At 58.9% G+C, this 18,474-nt stretch carries 14 protein-coding genes; 9 read left to right on the top strand and 5 right to left on the bottom strand.

Annotation, left to right across the window (positions count from 1 at the left end; genetic code table 11):
- The first annotated feature begins 138 nt into the window (after positions 1-138).
- Positions 139-1,179, top strand: a complete 1,041-nt coding sequence (locus VIL80_RS09680) for a quinone-dependent dihydroorotate dehydrogenase (protein ID WP_332035905.1) — start codon at positions 139-141, stop codon at positions 1,177-1,179.
- A gap of 162 nt (positions 1,180-1,341) precedes the next feature.
- On the opposite strand, the gene rmf is transcribed toward VIL80_RS09680, so the two are convergent.
- Complete coding sequence (gene rmf / locus VIL80_RS09675) at positions 1,342-1,545, bottom strand: ribosome modulation factor (protein ID WP_332035904.1); 204 nt, start codon at positions 1,543-1,545, stop codon at positions 1,342-1,344.
- A gap of 362 nt (positions 1,546-1,907) precedes the next feature.
- On the opposite strand from rmf, the gene rlmKL reads away from it, so the two are divergent.
- On the top strand, positions 1,908-4,097 hold the full coding sequence (gene rlmKL / locus VIL80_RS09670; protein ID WP_332035903.1) for a bifunctional 23S rRNA (guanine(2069)-N(7))-methyltransferase RlmK/23S rRNA (guanine(2445)-N(2))-methyltransferase RlmL: 2,190 nt from the start codon (positions 1,908-1,910) through the stop codon (positions 4,095-4,097).
- A 26-nt stretch (positions 4,098-4,123) separates the two neighbouring features.
- Here rlmKL and VIL80_RS09665 read toward each other — a convergent pair whose 3' ends face one another.
- Both VIL80_RS09665 and VIL80_RS09660 read right to left on the bottom strand, forming a co-directional pair.
- Positions 4,124-6,496 (bottom strand): bifunctional serine/threonine-protein kinase/formylglycine-generating enzyme family protein, encoded by a 2,373-nt coding sequence (locus VIL80_RS09665; RefSeq protein ID WP_332035902.1) that lies wholly within the window; start codon positions 6,494-6,496, stop codon positions 4,124-4,126.
- A 21-nt stretch (positions 6,497-6,517) separates the two neighbouring features.
- Positions 6,518-7,516, bottom strand: a complete 999-nt coding sequence (locus VIL80_RS09660) for a PP2C family protein-serine/threonine phosphatase (RefSeq protein WP_332035901.1) — start codon at positions 7,514-7,516, stop codon at positions 6,518-6,520.
- 288 nt (positions 7,517-7,804) lie between these two features.
- Here VIL80_RS09660 and VIL80_RS09655 point away from each other — a divergent pair, with 288 nt between their 5' ends.
- Together VIL80_RS09655 and VIL80_RS09650 are read left to right on the top strand one after the other, a co-directional pair.
- Positions 7,805-8,689 carry an FHA domain-containing protein gene (locus VIL80_RS09655; protein WP_332035900.1) on the top strand — a complete coding sequence of 295 codons (885 nt, stop codon included), beginning with the start codon at positions 7,805-7,807 and terminating at the stop codon, positions 8,687-8,689.
- A gap of 16 nt (positions 8,690-8,705) precedes the next feature.
- Positions 8,706-8,960: a glutaredoxin family protein gene (locus VIL80_RS09650; RefSeq protein ID WP_332035899.1), complete on the top strand. Its 255-nt coding sequence runs from the start codon at positions 8,706-8,708 to the stop codon at positions 8,958-8,960.
- Positions 8,961-9,045: 85 nt separating this feature from the next.
- Here the strand turns inward: VIL80_RS09650 and VIL80_RS09645 are convergent, their stop codons facing one another.
- On the bottom strand, positions 9,046-11,121 hold the full coding sequence (locus VIL80_RS09645) for a transglycosylase SLT domain-containing protein (RefSeq protein WP_332035898.1): 2,076 nt from the start codon (positions 11,119-11,121) through the stop codon (positions 9,046-9,048).
- A gap of 169 nt (positions 11,122-11,290) precedes the next feature.
- Between VIL80_RS09645 and VIL80_RS09640 the strand changes: the two genes are divergently transcribed.
- Complete coding sequence (locus VIL80_RS09640) at positions 11,291-13,210, top strand: ATP-binding cassette domain-containing protein (protein WP_332035897.1); 1,920 nt, start codon at positions 11,291-11,293, stop codon at positions 13,208-13,210.
- A 76-nt stretch (positions 13,211-13,286) separates the two neighbouring features.
- Here the strand turns inward: VIL80_RS09640 and VIL80_RS09635 are convergent, their stop codons facing one another.
- Positions 13,287-13,736 carry a universal stress protein gene (locus VIL80_RS09635; protein WP_332035896.1) on the bottom strand — a complete coding sequence of 150 codons (450 nt, stop codon included), beginning with the start codon at positions 13,734-13,736 and terminating at the stop codon, positions 13,287-13,289.
- 247 nt (positions 13,737-13,983) lie between these two features.
- On the opposite strand from VIL80_RS09635, the gene VIL80_RS09630 reads away from it, so the two are divergent.
- The 4 genes from VIL80_RS09630 to VIL80_RS09615 all read left to right on the top strand — a co-directional run bounded on the left by VIL80_RS09630 (position 13,984) and on the right by VIL80_RS09615 (position 18,466).
- Positions 13,984-14,550, top strand: a complete 567-nt coding sequence (locus VIL80_RS09630) for a hypothetical protein (protein ID WP_332035895.1) — start codon at positions 13,984-13,986, stop codon at positions 14,548-14,550.
- 283 nt (positions 14,551-14,833) lie between these two features.
- Positions 14,834-17,575, top strand: a complete 2,742-nt coding sequence (gene topA, locus VIL80_RS09625) for a type I DNA topoisomerase (RefSeq protein WP_332035894.1) — start codon at positions 14,834-14,836, stop codon at positions 17,573-17,575.
- Between the two features lie 8 nt (positions 17,576-17,583).
- Positions 17,584-18,111, top strand: a complete 528-nt coding sequence (locus VIL80_RS09620) for a DUF6586 family protein (protein WP_332035893.1) — start codon at positions 17,584-17,586, stop codon at positions 18,109-18,111.
- Positions 18,112-18,211: 100 nt separating this feature from the next.
- Complete coding sequence (locus tag VIL80_RS09615; protein ID WP_332035892.1) at positions 18,212-18,466, top strand: hypothetical protein; 255 nt, start codon at positions 18,212-18,214, stop codon at positions 18,464-18,466.
- Positions 18,467-18,474: the final 8 nt, after the last annotated feature.

Below are 18,474 nucleotides of genomic sequence, written 5' to 3'. Positions count from 1 at the left end.
ATTTCCGGTCGGGAATTTCCCCCGGAAATCCGCGCAGGAAGTCCGTACAATAGGCGCGCCCGCCCACGGAGCCAAATGCCGTGGCGGGCGCTTATTGTTTGGATTACCTCAAATCTGGATTGCCCAAAAAGGAAGCCCATGTATCAACATCTGCGCAAGGCCTTGTTTGCGCTGGACCCGGAGCGGTCTCACTACCTTTCCCTCGACGCCATTGGTGCCGCCGAGCGCCTGGGCTTGATGTCCCTTTTTGCCAAGCCGGTTCCTGATGATCCGGTCGAATTGATGGGGCTGACCCTGCCGAACCCGGTGGGTCTGGCGGCGGGGCTCGACAAGAACGCGCAGGCGTTCAATGGCCTGGGTGCACTGGGCTTCGGCTTTGTGGAAGTGGGGACGGTGACGCCACGGCCACAGCCGGGCAATCCGCAGCCGCGTCTGTTCCGCCTGCCGGAGGCAGAGGCCATCATCAACCGCATGGGGTTCAACAACCTGGGCGTGGACTACCTGCTGGAGCAGGTGAAACGCCGTCGTTACTCCGGTGTACTCGGGATTAATGTCGGCAAGAACTTTGACACCCCGGTGGAAAAGGCAGCGGACGACTACTGCCTGTGCATGGAAAAGGTATATTCCCATGCGGATTACATCACTGCGAACGTTTCCTCGCCCAACACCAAGGGTCTGCGCGATCTGCAGTTTGGAGACAGCCTGAGTCAGCTGCTCAATGCGCTGAAGGAAAAGCAGCAAAAGCTCGCGTCGGAATACGGTCGCTACGTGCCGCTGGCGGTGAAGATTGCCCCGGACATGGACGATGAGGCCATCGCCCAAGTGGCAAAAACTCTGCGTGCGCACAATATTGACGGTGTCATTGCCACCAACACCACCATCGACAAGTCATCGGTCGCGCATCTGGAACACGGCGCGGAAGAGGGCGGGTTAAGTGGCCGCCCGCTGACTGAGCGCTCCACCGAGGTGATCAGGAAACTGTCCGCGGAGCTGAACGGGGAAATCCCGATTATCGGCGTGGGCGGTATTTTTGATGGCGAATCCGCCGCGGACAAGATTCGCGCGGGCGCCACTGCGGTGCAGATCTACTCTGGGTTCATTTACCGTGGGCCCGAAGTGATTCGCGAGGCAGCTGCCGCTATCGCCCAGCTGCACAAGGCGCGAGTAGTTTCCAGCTGAGGCCTTTGAATAAAGAGCGCTTTTTACAAAGTGCTCTTTTGACGAGATGCCTTGAATAAAAAATCCCGGGAGACTGATTTCTCAATCGTCCCGGGATTTTTTATTGGCACGTGACAAACGTGTTTAAAGAAAGTGTTGGAAATTATGCAAATCGTTATGCAGCTACATGTTGGCTATCCGCTGAGCCTGTGCCGCACGCCCGAAACCATTCCAGTAATCCTGTCGCCCTTGGCGCCAGCCGTTTACCCACTCTTGGTGTTGTGATCCATTTTCGTGTGGGCAACTGTCGTGGGTTCTGCCTTCCATAGCAGCAACGTAACCTTTGTGAAATGCTCTATCGTTGGGATTACGTTTTTGGCGTTTCATAGATAAGGTACCTCTAGCGAATCAAGATCTTCCTGCGTAAGTCTTCCCGACTAATTCTCCAATCTTTGTTCCGATAAAATTTCCCCCTTGTACACAATCCAGCTTATTGTGGATGCGGTCCGGCGAGAAGAGTTGCAGTAAACCAGATAGATCACTGCGCCGGAACGAATGGATATTTCTGAAAACATGCGGGTTTAGGAGAAATCCGTCTAGCAGCACAAATGCTTTTGTCGCTGTGCCTGTAAATGGGGAATGCCATCCCGGTTTCCGGTATGCTTGCGCACATTCAGTGGGATTGTGGCCAGATTGCCATGGTTTTCACTGCCAGAATCGCCCGTTATTGATAGATTGAGATAGAAGCTTTGACTGCCCAGTATTCTTTTACCGCCACCTGCCCCAAGGGCCTGGAAAACCTGCTAGCCGAGGAGTTGCGTGCGCTCGGTGCCGATGTCGAGCGGGAGCAGCCCGCCGCGGTGCGGTTTTCCGGTGAGCTGGCGATGGCCTATCGTATTTGTCTGTGGAGTCGCCTTGCCAATCGGGTGCTGCTCAATCTGGGCCTGGCGCGTGTCGCTGACGCGGATGCGCTGTATCAGGCCGTGGTGGAAATCCCGTGGGAAGAGCATATCAGTCCCACCGGCGTACTCTGGGTGCAGTTCTCCGGTACCAACCGCGAGATCCGCAATAGCCAGTTTGGTGGGCAGAAGACCAAGGATGCGATTGTTGACCGCCTGCGCAAAGCCACCGGTGCGCGTCCGGACGTGGACAAGCGGGACCCGGATCTCACGGCGATGCTGCGCCTGCACCGGGACAACCTCGAAATCGCCATCGACCTCTGCGGCGACAGCCTGCACCGCCGCGGTTACCGCACTCATATCGGTGCCGCACCGCTGAAAGAAAACCTGGCGGCGGCACTGTTGATGCGCGCGGGATGGCCGCAGATTGCCGCGGAAGGTGGCGCACTGCTGGACCCCATGTGCGGCTCCGGTACCTTTCTGGTGGAAGGCGCACTGATGGCGGCCGATGTGGCGCCGGGGATTTTGCGGCAGGGATTTGCGTTCGAACGCTGGCTGAATCACCAGAGCGACCTCTGGCTGCCATTGCGCGAAGAGGCGCTGCAGCGACGCGCGGAAGGGCTTGCCAGAACTCTGCCGGAAATTCGCGGTTACGATGCCGATGCCAAGGTGCTGTTTGCCGCGGAGTCGAATATCGCCCGTGCGGGACTGGAAAAGCACGTGCGCGTCAGTTGCCGTCCGGTTGCCGCGTTCAAGGCGCCCAGCCACCGCGAAGTACAGCCGGGACTTGTCATCACCAACCCACCTTACGGTGAGCGTCTCGGTGAACAGGAGGCTTTGCGTGAAACCTACGCTGAACTGGGTCGCCAACTGAAGCAGGAGTTTGCTGGCTGGAAGGCGGCAATTTTTACCGGCAACCCTGAGCTGTGCCACTCGATGGCACTGCGCTCACACAAGCAATACAAACTGTTCAACGGCAGTATACCCAGCCAGCTTCTGCTGTTTGAAATTCACCAGCAGAGCGAAGGCGGGGAGCAGGGGGGCGAAAAACCGCGTCCGCAGCTTTCCGAGGAAGCGCAGATGGTGGCCAACCGCCTGCAAAAAAACCTGCGCAATATCGGCAAATGGGCACACAAGAGCGGCATCAGTTGCTATCGGCTCTACGATGCAGACCTCCCGGAGTTTTCCGCCGCAATCGATATTTATCAGTCGCTGGAAGGGCAGACTTACGCCCACATTCAGGAATATCGCGCGCCGGCGAGTATCTCCGAAGACAAGGCGCGCCGCCGCCTGGGTGACTTGGTGCGCGCCACCCGGCATGTGCTGGAATTGCCCGCGCGCAGCGTTTCCATCAAGGAGCGTCGGCGTCACAGCCACAAAGAGAGCGGTAGCCAGTACCAGAAACGCGGCGAAGCCAGCGCGGGATTCTGGGTGGATGAATACGGTGCGCAGCTTGAAATAAATCTGTGGGATTACCTGGATACCGGGCTGTTCCTGGATCACCGCCCGGTGCGCCAGTATCTGCGGCAGATTGCCAATGGCAAAAAGTTGCTGAACCTGTTCTGCTATACCGCCACCGCCACGGTGCAGGCGGCGATGGGTGGCTGCACGGAAAGTACTAGTGTGGATTTGTCCAAAACCTATCAGGCCTGGGCGCAGCGCAATTATCGCCAGAATCGCATGGATTCTTATCGCCACCAGCTGATCGAGGCGGACTGTCTGCAGTGGCTACAGGCCGCGCAGCAGAACCGCCGCGGACACTACGATGTGATTTTTCTCGACCCGCCCACCTTTTCCAACTCGGCGAAAATGCGCGGAGTACTGGATATCCAGCGCGACCACGCAGAACTGATTCGCCAGTGCATGGCGCTGCTGCGCCCGGGCGGTACCTTGCTGTTTTCCAACAACCTGCGCAGCTTCAAGATGGATGAGAACGTGCAGGAAGAATTTGCTGTGGAGAACCTGTCGTCCAAGCTGCTGGACAAGGATTTCCAGCGCAACCCGAAAATCCACAATGTGTGGGAAATACGCGCGCGGTAAGGAAAAAGGAGCGCGGTGATGGAGTCTTACAGCTCCATCACCAGCCGGAAGCCCACCTCTTTGGAGCTCGCCTTTTCACTGAGGCCGGTACGGTAGTCAGAGCTGATATTGCGCAGTGGCTCGCGCATGGAGCCACCGCGCACTACGCGCAGATCGCAGTTCTTCAGCTGCACCGGACGGGTATCGCCGCGGTGGTTGGTGAAGTCGCCGAGAAAACAATCCTGAACCCATTCACCCACATTGCCGGCGGTATCGTAGAGGCCGAATGCATTGGCTTTGTAGTTGCCCACCGGTGCGGTGGAGGCGGTGAACAGGGTGCTGAATTCACTGGCACAGCCGCGCCGGCAATTGGCTTTGCCCTTGGCGCTGCCATCGCCCCACCAGAAGGGGGTTGTGGTGCCGGCGCGGGCCGCGTATTCCCATTCTGCCTCACTGGCCAGACGATACTTGTAGCCACTTTCCTTGCTTAACCACTCAGCATAGCGCTGTGCATCCTGCCAGCTGATATTCATCACCGGTCGTTTTCCACGGCCCCAATTTCCATCGCTAGGCAGCGCGCGGCCGGTTGCCTTGGCAAAACGGTCGTAGTCATTGAACGTAATTTCATGGGCGCCGATGGCATAGGGGCGGCTGATCGCAATTTTGTGTTCCGGGCTGGTGAACGGGCGCTGGTTATTGCCCATGGTAAAACTGCCGGGAGACACCACTACCATTTCTGGGCCAGAACCACCGGACTTGAGCGGCGACTGAAAATTCCTGCCGGGAAAATATTTACGCTCCAGTTCCACTGCCAGCTTGACATCCGCACTGCTGATTTCAATCCAGCGGCGCACGGTACTATAGCCCGGTTTGCTCACCTCGATGTCGTAGCGGCCAGGCTCCAAGGTGATTCCGGGGGAGTAGCGCGGAACAATATTCATAATACGAATACGCGCATCGTTCGGCTTAACCGAAACTCGCAGCGAGTAGGTGGGTGGTGCTTCCTCGACAGACGGCGTTGGGGTGGGCTCCGCGGGTAACCCTTCCACCGTTGCTGGCTGTTTGCTGTCAGAGATATTTACCGGTGAATCTGCCAATGCGGCGACTGCCGGCACTGCGACCTCAGGTGCAGCGACTTCCTCGCTGGATGCCTGGTTGTACAGATTTTCATCTTCAGCGGATATTGCCGGAGCTTGCTGGTTTGCCGGTTCCGTGCGCGCGGACACAGCAGGGCGGGAGTCCGCTATTTCGGTCGCGGGTGATTCCGGGTTAGCTGTGGGTGCGCTGGACCACTGAGGATTTTTCGCCCAGATGACCAGGGTAATGATCACCGCGGCAGCAATGATGCCCGTATAACGCCGGGAGCGGCGTTTGCTGGGGGCGCCGTGATGTAGCACCTCCTGGAAACGCATGATGGTTTGCTGTTCGGCGCGGGGATGCTGTTGGTGCAGCGGCTTGTCGCGCCAGCGTGCCCAAGTGGCACCGATGCGGTCGCACAGGGTGCCATAAAGTGTCATTACCAGTGCGCGCAGCAGGCTGGAAACGCGCACGGAAGTGTTGTTCAGCTTGGTGTTGTTGGCTGGGGACTTTCCGTCGAGTGCCGCCAGTAATTGGTCTATGGCATCGACCACATCCAGACCGCGTTGGAAGCGTTGGTCCGGATCCTTGGCCAGGAAGCGGTCGATCAGTCCCTGATACAGGGTATGGCGGGCAGGCAGACGTGGTATTGGGTCGGTAAGGTGCTTGATGGCGATTGCCACGGCCTCTTCGGCTTGGAAGGGCACGGCACTGGTGAGCATTTCGTAGAGCACCACCCCCAGGCTGTACAGATCTGCACGCCCATCCACAGCGGCACCGCGAGCCTGCTCCGGGCTCATGTAATGGGGGGTGCCCACCACCATGCCGGTGTTGGTCATGCGTGTGGTGCGGGCTACTGCGCGGGCCACACCAAAATCCGTGAGCACGGCGGATCCGTCTTCCCGGAACAGGATATTTTCCGGCTTGAGATCCCGGTGTACATAACCCTTGTTGCTGGCGTGATCCAGCGCCATCGCGATCTGGCGGGTAATTTGCAGTGCTTCCAGCGGCTCGATAGCGCCGCGGGTAAGTGCGTCCGCCACCGACCCGCCGGGTAGGTAATCCATCGCGATGTAGTTGAGGCTACGGTAGCGGCCGATATCGTGAATGGCGACGATATTGGGATGGGAAAGCTGGCCGACGATATTGGCTTCGCGCTGGAAGCGTTCACTGAAAATCGGGTCGGCATTCAGAACCGGCGACATGACCTTGAGCGCCACCTGCCGGCCCATGCTGCGCTGGGTGGCCAGGTAGACGGTGGACATTCCACCCTGATTGATCTTTTTAAGGATCTGGTAGCCGGGAATTTCCAGCGAAGCGGCACCGCTGCTGACAACTTCCATTCGAGCCTGTCCCTAATTCCGTTAACCGTTCAGCAGCTGCCAGGCCGCGTAAACACCCATTGAAAAAATAATCACAATTGTAGCGATTCTGGCGGGCAGTGTGCGCGGAAAGGAAGAAATTTGCTGGGACACAGGTGGCCGGGGAGGTGTGCAGGAGTTCAGGTTTTCGTCATTTGGTATCGCAGAATCCGGAGAGTTGATCACCTGTACGGTGATATTGTCGCGACCGCCAGCATCCAGAGCCGCGGCAACCAGCAGTTCACTGGCGCGCTGGTTGTCGGTATTTTTTGCCAGTATCTGGCAGATTTCTTCCGCGCTGACATCGTTGCTGAGGCCGTCACTGCACAAGAGGAGTTTCTGCCCAGGGTTCCAGGCAAATGAGGCGCGATCAATTTCCAGTGTCGGATTGGTGGAACCACCGATGCAGCGCGTAATGACGTGGCGATTGGGGTGGCAGGCAGCTTCTTCCTGATTGATGGCTCCGGAGTCCACCAGCATCTGCACATAGGAGTGGTCAACCGTCAGCTGCTTGAGAGAGCCGTGCGGAGTATTTGCCTCGGTCTCGTCGCTACTGTTGGTTGTCGGCGGGGTCCACAGATAGGCGCGGCTGTCGCCGACCCAATAGATGTGAAAATAATTGCCGTCTTCTGCCACAACCACCGCGGTGGTTCCCATGGCGGTAGTGTTGGTTTCTTCGCCCACGAGAAGGGCGTGGGCTCGGCGCAGGGCCTGCTCGTAATGTCGGTCGGTGGCCGATGAGCGCTGAATTTCTTCCACCACAGTTTGGCTGGCAATTTCACCGGCCTGGTGGCCGCCGAGGCCATCCGCCACGACCCAGACACCTCGGGACTCGTCGCCCCAGAAAGCATCCTCGTTCTGCTCGCGGCGATAACCCGGGTGCGTTGCACCGGCACTGCGTTGCGCTTCACGGAAAACGGGGTGGCTCACCCCGCTAGGGCGTTCGCTCCCACCGGTACTTCCGCCGGCATTAACATTGGCATCTACCTTGGCTTCACTCACTGGTATACAACTACCTGTTACCTGTCGTTATTGTCGCAAGTGCAAAACCGCGCAATTCCATGCGGTTTTCGACACTTCCATACTAGAGCCTGCGGGCATTGTAAGCTGCAAACCGATTCACAGGCCAATGAATTTGGCCGTGATAAACTTGCCGCTACGGGCTTGTGTTGTAACCCGTGCACGCGCTGGATATGGCGCCTAACCTGTTTTCAATTGGTTCTGTTTGGTTGGCAGTGGCGGCTGGTTTAAAAATGTACGCCGTCATGCGCATTCGAGGAAACCTGAACAATGCTGAAACTTTGTGACGTAAAAGATGCCAGTCAAAGCGTATGGCTGGTGGCGCCCAAGGTCACAATCGGCCGTGGCAGTCAGTGCGATCTGACACTGGCGGATGCTTCGGTGGCGAAACTCCACGCGGAGATTCTGGTAGACGGAGAAGAGCTGGAGCTTCGCAATCTGGCAGGAAATGGCCAGGTGATGGTTAACGGAAAACTGGTTGACGGCAATTGCCGCCTGTACCGGAATGACCGGATACAGCTGGGGGAGCGGAATCTCACGGTGGTCGACCCTAAAGTTACCCGGCTCAAGGCCGCTGGCGCCAACGCCAATGTCTCGTGGGCACTGCGTGCCAATCACCCGGCCATCGTCGGGCGGGTGTTCCCGGTGCGCGAGACTTCGGTGGTGGGGCGTTCGGACGAATGTGACCTGACCTTTGCCATGTCCCATCTCTCCCGCCGCCACGCGCGTCTCGAAGTGCGGGAGGGGCTGTTGTTTGTGGTGGACCTGGGCTCTGCGAACGGTACCTTTTTGAACAATCAACGGGTCACTGAATGCCGTGTACGCAGGGGTGATGAGCTGCGCTTTGACAGCCTGAGTTTCAGCGTGGTGGGACCTGCAGACGATCTCGATAAAACCACCGTGCGCCAGGCCGTCCCGCTCCCTGAAGCAGCGCGCCAGAGTGCCGCTTTGACACAGGCCATCGACCGGGCGCGCACTCGCCCGACGGCAAAATCGCCACTGCAACAAGATGTGCCTGAAGTCCCTCACTCGGCACACGGCGTTACAGGTGACGTCGCCAGCGCGCGCGGTAACGGCTGGATCTGGGTTGGCGCTCTGGTGGCCGCGGTCGCCGTTGGCGGTTATTTCTGGGCGCAGGGCCAGGGGCTTGTCTAAGGAGCTGGTTTAATCCATGTCGCAACGTCCGCTGGTGTTCTATACCACCCTCGGTTGCAGCCTGTGTGAAAAGGCGAAACCGGAGATCTGGCCGCTGCTGGAAAAGTTTGGCTTGTTTCTGCAGCCGGTGGATATTGCCGATGACGAGGAACTGACCCGGTTGTTCGGCTGGAGTATCCCGGTGGTAGGACTCGGCGAGGTGGAGGACGTGCTTTGCTGGCCGTTTACGGCCAGTGAGCTGGAGTCCTGGCTGCAGGCCCGGTTGCCCTGATTGTTTTTGCACTTCCTGAAATACGAGGCGCCGATAACCGGCGCCTCGCGTCTTTCTGACGTACTTCCCGCTTCGTAATCCGTAACTAAAGCCGTGATTCGGCCTCGACCTTGGTCAGTAGTGGAGCCTTGTCGCCACTGCGGTAAGCGTAGATAACCGAGTAGGACAGCACATTCTGCACATACTTGCGGGTTTCGCTGTAGGGAATGGTTTCTATCCACACATCAAACGGAAGCTTTTTATTGGTGTCCTTGAGCCAGCTGGCCACCCGCGTGGGCCCCGCATTGTAGGCTGCGGCGGCGAGGAACCGGTTGTTGTCGAAGCGGTTCAGCAGTGAGTTGAGGTAGTAGGCACCGAGGGTGATATTGGTATTCGGATTCAGCAGATCCCAACTGCGCCGGTATGGCACGCCGGCCTTGCGTGCGGTGGCCTCGGCGGTAGAGGGCAACAGCTGCATTAACCCCATGGCACCGGCGTTGGATTTCGCATCGTGGCTGAAATGGCTCTCCTGGCGTGCCACCGCCAATACCAGATAGGAATCCAGGGCTGTCTTTTTGCCCAGGTTGCTGGCGACGTCACTGACAATATCGGTAAATGCCAGCGGAAAGCGCAGCTCCAGATCATCCAGGTAGTTTGCCGCCAGGATTGACTGGATGGACTTGTGGTACCAGCCCCAGGAGCTCGCAATCTTGCCCGCGGTCATCAGTTCTTCGGGCTTCATTTTTTCCGTGGCGTAATCCCATTCCCGGCGCGCGTGGTAGAACTCGCCGATCGCCTGTAATTCCCGTGCCCGCTGCATGCCCGGGCGTGCGGCGACCTCTTTCACCTGTTTTGGGGTTACCGGGGCAGGGTGGTCGACGAAGCTGTATTCCCGTTTGATGGTGTCCGACGCGAGGAATCCGTAATAGCTGCGCTCGAGGGCGGCTTTCTGGAATAGCTTTTCCGCCTCGGCCTTACGCGCCGGATCCTGCTTGTTGTTCTGTTCGTTGATGGCTCTGGCTTTCCAGTAGAGCCAGCGGTCGAGGTTTTGCTCTTCCGTGGGCAGGCGGTCGATCCAGAACTCTACCTGGGCCCAGTCCATTTCCCGCAGGGACTGGCGGATAAGCCACTCGGAAGTGCGCAAATCAAAAAATCCCTGGGTGGACTTGATCAGTGTCTCCAGGCCCTGTTGGTCGTCCTGGCGTGCGAATTGTAGCGCCAGATAGCGCAGGAATTCGTCGCTTTCCTCATCGGAGTAGAGATAGCTGGCGCTGTAGCGCTGCCAGGCCGCCTCTGCCTTTTCCGCGTTCTGGGACGCCAGCCGACGCAGGCCGATGGATACGATGTCGCGGTATTCCGGCTCTTCCTGGATAAAGCGTTCGTAATTGAGAATCAGCTCCGGTTTGCGATAGACCTCGCGCATCAGCTCCGCACGGCGCGCGCGGTCCGTATCCAGTTTGCGGGCGATATAACCGGCAAGATCCAGATTGCCGGCACTCACAGACAGTGCGTGGCGTTTCCAGATGCGCTCCTGGGTGAGGCCGCCGTCATTGACCCAGCGGTTGAAGGCGGGGTCACACTCTTTCGGCTGCGAGGCACCGACGGTCCAGAGTTCTTCGATAAGGGCGTAGGCTTCTTTCTTGTCGCCGTAGCGGGACAGCGCGTCCACGTAGTAGCAGCGCAATTGAGTGCGTGTGATCCACTCCGGGCGGTAGTACTTGAGGTAATCGCGGAAGCGCTCTCGCGCACCCAGCTCGCGCAACACGCGGATACGCATCCAGTCACCGACGGCAGTGCCGTCGTGCTTCTCCAGGAACGCATCGATATCGCCGTAGGGCAGACGCGCGAGATTCTTGCTGATGTTCCAGTAATCCAGGTAGGGCAACAGCGGGTAGTCTTTGAGCTCCTTTTTGAGCTGGGCCAGACGGCGCTGGTCATTGCGGGCAATGGCCATGCGAGCTTCCTGCAGCTTGTTGCGCTGGGCGACTGCCGCTTCCGCCTCCCGCACCTCCCGGGTTTCCGCTTTTAGGGCCGCTGTAGCGGCTGTGCCCGCGGAGGCGAGCAACGACGCGGGTTCGGCGGCATCTGCTGCGCTCTGGGCGTGCAAAAGCGGTGCGGCCGCGAAGCCGCCAACAAACATTGCGGAGAGGAAAATGGCGAGTCCATTACTGCCAATCGACATACTGAACACCCGATTGAGAAATCGCTTATTCGAAGGGCGCAGAATAAAGCGTAAAATGTCCGTTTTCACCAGTGCACCTCAAAAATCTTCCCTAGCGGGCGGCCAGTCGCGACCGGCACATGCGCGGTAGATTTATAGGGATGTCCCAAAACCATTGTAGTGTTTATTTATGTTGCTTCAGTTGGATGGCGTTTGTTTGCGCTATGGCGTGCAGGTATTGGCGGATCATGTGAGCGCCAAGATTGAGCGCGGAGATCGTATTTGCCTGGTTGGGCGCAACGGCGAGGGCAAGTCCAGCCTTTTGAGCCTTATCGGCGGCAAGGGCGATCCGGACGAAGGCGAAATCATCCGCCAGAGCGGCACCGTGCTCGCCACACTTGAGCAGGCCCTGCCGGAAGATTGCGACCACACGGTTTACCGTTATGTCGCCGAAGGCCTCGGCGAGGTAGGCGGCTGGCTGTCGGAATACCGCGACAACCAGAACCCGGACCTGCAGGCGAAGATTGACAGCGCGCACGGCTGGGAGCTGCTGGCGCGGATCGACAGCGTTCTCGACCGCCTGGACCTGGACGAAAATGTCAGGGTGATGGACCTCTCGGGTGGCTGGCAACGTCGTGCGGCACTCGCCAGGGCGTTGGTGACGGAACCGGATCTGCTTATTCTGGACGAGCCCACCAACCACCTGGATATCGCCGCGGTAGAGTGGCTGGAGACCTTTCTCGCCACCTACCGCGGTGCTCTGTTGTTCGTCAGCCACGACCGCGCGTTGGCGCAGCGACTGGCGACCTCGGTATGGGATCTGGATCGCGGCATCCTGCGGGTATTCAACTGTCCCTTCGACCGCTACCAGCAGGAGAAGGAAAAACAGCTGGAAGAAGAGGCGCGCAACGACGCCCTGTTCGATAAAAAACTCGCGCAGGAGGAGGCGTGGATTAGACAGGGCATCAAGGCCCGGCGCACCCGCAATGAGGGCCGTGTGCGCGCCCTGCAGGCTCTGCGCCGGGAGCGTCAGGCCCGCCGCGAACGCCAGGGCGTGGCGAAGATGTCGCTGGATGCGGGTGAGCGCTCCGGCAAACTGGTGGCGGAACTGAAGGGCGTGAGCTTCGGCTTTACCGACGAGCAGGGCGAGCTGGTGCCGCTGATCCGCGACCTCGACTTTACCCTGATGCGGGGCGACAAAGTGGGTCTGATCGGCCCGAACGGTGCGGGCAAGAGTACCCTGATTCGTCTGCTGCTCGGTGAACTCGAGGCCCAGGCCGGCAGTATCCGACTCGGCACCAAGTTGCAGGTGGCCTATTTCGATCAGCGCCGGGATACGCTGAATCCGGAACTCACCGTGGTAGACAACATCGCCGAGGGGCGCGAAAGCATCGACGTGGGTGGGAGTACCCGCCATGTGATGTCGTACCTGAGCGATTTCCTGTTTACCGGCGTCAAGGCTCGCACCAAGGTCGGGGCCCTGAGCGGTGGAGAGCGCAACCGCGCGTTGTTGGCAAAGCTTTTCAGTCAACCCGCGAATATCCTGGTGCTGGACGAACCTACCAACGACCTGGATGTGGAGACACTGGAGCTGCTCGAGCAGCTGCTGTTGGATTTTTCCGGCACAGTGTTGCTCGTCAGCCACGACCGAGCCTTTCTCGACAACGTGGTGGAAAGCTGCCTCGCGTTTGAAGGCAACGGCGTAGTACGGGAGTACGTGGGTGGCTATCAGGATTTCGTGCGTCAGGGCGGACGCTTCCTCAGTGCGGAGGAGCAGCTCAGGTCCCGCAAGCGGGAGCGGGCCGGGGAAGCTAGCGAGACGGAGTCCGCAAGTGTGGATGCCGCGGAGAGCGCTGCGACCGAAAAGAGCGCTGCAGCGGCGCCGAAAACTAAAAAACTCAGTTACAAGCTGCAGCGGGAGCTGGATGCGTTACCCGCCCAGATCGAGACGCTGGAAACGGAAATCGCCGCACTGGAAGAGGAGGTGGGACAGCCGGACTTTTACCAGCAGGACAGCGACCTGGTGCAGGCGCGCTTGCAGAAACTGACCGAGTTACAGGAAGCGCTGGAAGTGGCGTTTGAGCGGTGGGCGGAGCTCGACAGCATGTAGGGCGTTCTGGGCAGAACTTGTTGGCGCCAGACGCAACGGAAACGGGGGCTTGATGCCCCCGTTTTTATAACAGGTGTTATTTGGATTCGCCGGTAGGGTGCACCCGCACCGCCAGTACATCGCATCCCGCGCCGTGCAGCACACCGTTGGCGGTTGAACCCAATAACAGCGCCAGGCCGTGACGGCCGTGGCTGCCGATCACGATCAGATCGCAACCGGCATCCTCAGCCAGGCGGTGAATTTCCGTCGCCGGCTGGCCGAGCACCACGTGCTGGCGTTCCGCCGGGATATTCAGGGGAGCTGCGGCCCGTCGCAACTGCTCTTTTGCCTGGTTCTGCAGTTGTTCCTGTACCTCGGAGAGATCCATCGGAATATCGCCGCCATAAGCAAAGGTAAGCGGCTCGATGATATGGGCAAGGCTCAGTTGTGCATCGCTTTGCGCAGCAATCTCCGCGGCGCGATCCAGAACTTGAGTGGATTCCTGAGAGAGGTCCAGTCCAACCAGAATATTGTTATAGCCTGACATATTGCCCCCACGTACTGTTGAATTTCTGGCGCTTCCGCACTAATTGGTGGAGCGCCCGGTTTGCTGCATTGAGTCTACTTTAAAAAAACAGGCTTGACACAACCTCTGCCTTGCGGAGAAAAATGCGCGCCTAAATCGGGGCATGATACTGCCGTTTGCCAGGCATACTGTGCAGATTGCCGTTATGTCACGGTATTGAGCCATTTACAGAGTTCCGATTTTCATCGCTCATTCACAGGGAGTGCCCATGGCCAGTTGGCTGCCAATCGTCGTTATTATTTTTGCCATCACCCTGGTGGTCGGTCCGGTAATGTGGCTGAAGCCCAGCAGTCGCGACAAAAAGCTGGCAGAGCTGCGTCAGCGCGCCGCCAGTGCCGGGCTTAAGGTCCAGATACAGCCGCTACCCGAATCCCAGGGTGCCGGCACCGCGGCCGTCTATTTTTCCCAGTGGCGAAATCCACGCCGCCTGCAGAGCGGGTGGGGGCTTGAATTGCAGCGTATGTCTCACGAACTGAACTTCGATGGTGTCTGGGACTGGCGCAAAAAGCGCGAGGCACCGGAGGCCGCCAAGCCGTCCCTTAAGGAGTTGATCTCCCTGTTGCCGGCGGACGCTACCGCGATTTTTGCCAACGATGCCGGTCTCGGTGTGCAGTGGCGCGAGCGCAGCGGCGGCGCCGGACTCGATGCGATTATCCACGCGCTCGGCGCCGTGCGCCCGGTAATAGAGGAAGCAATCCGCCTGCCACAGGTGGGAGGGGCACCAGTGGGAAATTCACGCGAGGAAGGTAGCGCGGGCGGGCATCGGGACTCCTGACTCGCCGCCTTGCCGAACTGGTCTACTGTTTCTAGCGGCCGGTTCGGAGTTATGCGGGTGGCAAGCTTGTGGAATCGCCATGGCCTAGCGGTGAGATTTTGTCGAACCAACTGACGGATGATTGGTCAGAATCGCATGCAAAATGATCAATCTGGTCACCGAAATGTGACGCTTGCTTGACCATACCGGGGGCGGAGCATATATATTCGCGCAGCGCACCGCTCATAACGGCTCGTGCCGAAGGTGCAGAAGCAGTAAATTTTCTTTTAAAAATCAGAAGCTTATGGGTAAATCACTGGTCATCGTCGAATCGCCGGCGAAGGCGAAAACGATCAACAAGTATCTCGGTAAGGACTTTGTGGTGAAGTCCAGTATCGGTCATATCCGGGATCTTCCTACCGGTGCTTCCAGCAAGCAGCCGGTGGATGCCAAGGAGCGCGCCCGTCGGGCGGCGGAAACCCGCAAGCTTTCCAAGGAAGATAAAGAGGTCTACAAGCGCAAGAAAAGCCATGAGCAGCTGATCAAGCGCATGGGTATTGACCCCGACCACGACTGGGAAGCCCACTACGAGATTCTTCCCGGCAAGGAAAAGGTGGTGGACGAGCTGCGCAAGCTCGCGGCCAGTGCCGACACCGTTTATCTCGCAACGGACTTGGATCGCGAGGGGGAGGCCATTGCATGGCACCTGCGCGAGGCCATCGGTGGCGATGAGCAGCGCTTCCGTCGCGTGGTGTTCAATGAAATTACCAAGTCTGCGATCCAGGAAGCATTCAAGAGTCCCGGCCCGCTGGATATCGATCGTGTAAATGCCCAGCAGGCACGCCGTTTCCTCGATCGCATCGTGGGTTACATGGTGTCTCCGCTGCTGTGGGAGAAAGTTGCCCGCGGTCTGTCCGCCGGTCGCGTGCAGTCTGTTGCCGTGCGTCTTGTGGTGGAGCGCGAGCGGGAAATCCGCGCGTTTATTCCCGAAGAGTACTGGACGCTGTTTGCGGATACGGAAACGGCCAAGTCCGACGCACTACGGCTCGAGGTGAAAAAGCAGGGTGGCGAGAACTTCCGCCCCGTCAATGAAGCGCAGGCCATGGCTGCGCTGCAGGCACTGCAGTCCAGCAACTTTGAAGTTACGGCGCGGGAAGACAAGCCCACCAGCTCCAAGCCCGGTGCACCATTTATTACCTCCACCCTGCAGCAGGCGGCCAGTAACCGTCTCGGTTTCAGTGTGAAGAAAACCATGATGATGGCGCAGCGCCTGTATGAGGCTGGCTACATCACCTACATGCGTACCGACTCCACCAACCTGAGTGCGGAGGCAGTGGCCTCGGTGCGGGATTTCATTGGTGAGAGTTACGGCGAGAAATATCTCCCGGAAACCCCGAATCGATACAGCAGCAAAGAGGGTGCCCAGGAAGCGCACGAGGCCATTCGCCCATCGGATGTGCGGGTGAAACCCAATATGTTGTCCGGTATGGAGCGTGACGCAGAGCGCCTTTACACCCTGATCTGGCAACAGTTTGTGGCCTGCCAGATGACACCGGCGCAGTTCACTTCCACCTCTGTTGTGGTGAATGCCGGTGACTTCGAGCTGCGCACCCGCGGCCGTGTAATCCGTTTTGACGGTTTCCTCAAGGTGGCGCCGCCGCAGAGCAAGAAAGATGAAGACCTGGTGCTGCCGGATATCAAGGTTGGCGAAAAGCTCAACCTCAAGAAGCTGGACCCGAAGCAGCACTTTACCAAGCCACCGGCACGTTTCAGCGAAGCGGCGCTGGTAAAAGAGCTGGAAAAGCGCGGTATTGGCCGTCCGTCCACCTACGCCTCGATTATTTCCACCATTCAGGATCGCGGATACGTGCGCCTGGAGAACCGTCGTTTCTACGCAGAAAAGATGGGCGACATTGTCACCGACCGTCTGAGCGAAAGCTTTACCGATCTGATGGACTACGGATTCACGGCGAATCTGGAAGAGTCGCTGGATGCGGTGGCGGAAGGCAAGAGGGGCTGGAAAGCGCTGCTGGATGAGTTTTACTCCGGTTTCAGCAAGCGCCTCGAGATTGCTCAGGACGCGGATGGCGGTATGCGCCGCAATGCACCTACCGACACCGATATCGAGTGCAGCCAGTGCGGTCGCCATATGCAGATTCGCACCGGTTCCACCGGTGTGTTTCTCGGCTGTTCCGGCTATGCGTTGCCGCCCAAGGAGCGTTGCACCAACACCATGAACCTGGTGTCCGGCGAAGAGGCCATTGACGCGGACAAGGATGAAGAGGCGGAAACCCGCCAGCTGCGTGACAAACGCCGTTGCCCGAAATGCGGCACGGCGATGGACAGTTACCTGCTGGACGAACAGCGCAAGCTGCATATCTGCGGTAACAACCCGGACTGCAACGGTTTCGAAGTAGAGAAGGGCACATTCAAGATCAAGGGCTACGATGGCCCGCTGATCGAGTGTGACAAGTGCGGCAGCGATATGCAGTTGAAGTCCGGCCGCTTCGGCAAATACTTCGGCTGTACCAACGACGCCTGTAAAAATACCCGCAAGTTGTTGAAAAACGGCCAGGCTGCACCGCCGAAAATGGACCCGGTGCCGATGCCGGAGCTCGCTTGCGAAAAGGTCGACGACACTTACATCCTGCGCGATGGCGCCTCGGGCCTGTTCCTGGCGGCTAGCCAGTTCCCGAAAAATCGCGAAACCCGCGCACCGCTGGTGAAGGAGCTGTTGCCGCACAAGGACGAGATTGATCCCAAGTACAGCTTCCTGTTTTCTGCACCGACAGAGGACAGCGAAGGGCGGGACACCGTGGTGCGGTTCAGCCGCAAGACTCAGGAGCAGTATGTGCAGTCTGAGGAGGACGGCAAGGCGACCGGCTGGAAAGCTTTCTACACCGGCGGCAAGTGGCTGGTAGAAGATTCTGGCAGCAAATCTGCGGCACCTAAGAAGGCGGCAGCCAAAAAGGCCCCGGCCAAGAAAGCCGCCGCGAAAAAGGCAGCCGTAAAAAAAGCGCCTGCTAAAAAATCGCCGGCAAAATAGGTAACGCTGTGAGCAACCCCTATACCGGTACAGTGGCTTCGGCGCTGCGGAAAGCCGAGCTGTTACTGCAGTCCCTGGAGGCCGGGGAAGCCGAGAGCAATCCGCTACACCAGTCGGCGCTGCTGGAAGGCACGCTGCTGCAGCTGTGGCGGGCGCATCGCGCATTTCTTGCGGAGCAGGGCCACCAGTTGCAGCTCGGTTTCAAGCCCGGTGGCGAGCCGGAAGCGGCACACCGGCTTCAGGAGCTGACTGCCGCCCGGGGCAAGTTCAGTGCCGAAGTGGCTGAACTGGTGGGGCTCGAGGAGAATCCTGACAGCTGGTTCAGTGCCATGGCCCGCTGCTGGCAGGGACTGTGGCGTCCTGCTGGTGGTGGCGCCCAGGAGTCCGCCGCCAACAACGGCGTGCAGACCCTGATACCCCTGCGTCAGCTGGATACCAATTTTTCCGCCGGCCTCGACCGCGAGAGCCTTCGGCACTGGCACCGCCAGCTCAACGAGCTGGTGGCGCGCCAGCGCGCCCAAGGCCAGGAGTGGTAGGGCGGTGGCCTGCCATCGTGTCGATCCTTGCCTGGCCGCTGATGAATCACTGATCCCTGTGTTACACTGCCGTCAAATCACGCTGTAACTGGAGAAGTGAATGTCCTCTGAGACTTACGAAATCATCGAGTTGTCCAATGGTGATGTGGCGTTGCGACGCGCCGGTCACAAAGGGGACCCGCTGGTGCGTATCCATTTCTCGGATGAAAGCTTGGATTTTCTGCGCGAGCACAAGATTGCCATTGCCCGCGCCATGTTGGAGGCGGGTATCGAAGCGGTGCAGGAGATTGGTGCTATGGAGCCAGAGCCCTTCGAAGACGAGGAGCTCGAGGTTACCGAGCACACTATTCACTGAAAGTGAGG

It is taken from the genome of Microbulbifer sp. (assembly GCF_036563125.1).
Classification (GTDB): Bacteria; Pseudomonadota; Gammaproteobacteria; order Pseudomonadales; family Cellvibrionaceae; genus Microbulbifer.
The sequence above is the reverse complement of the archived record's forward strand: the minus strand, read 5'-3'. Positions and strand labels throughout refer to the sequence as shown.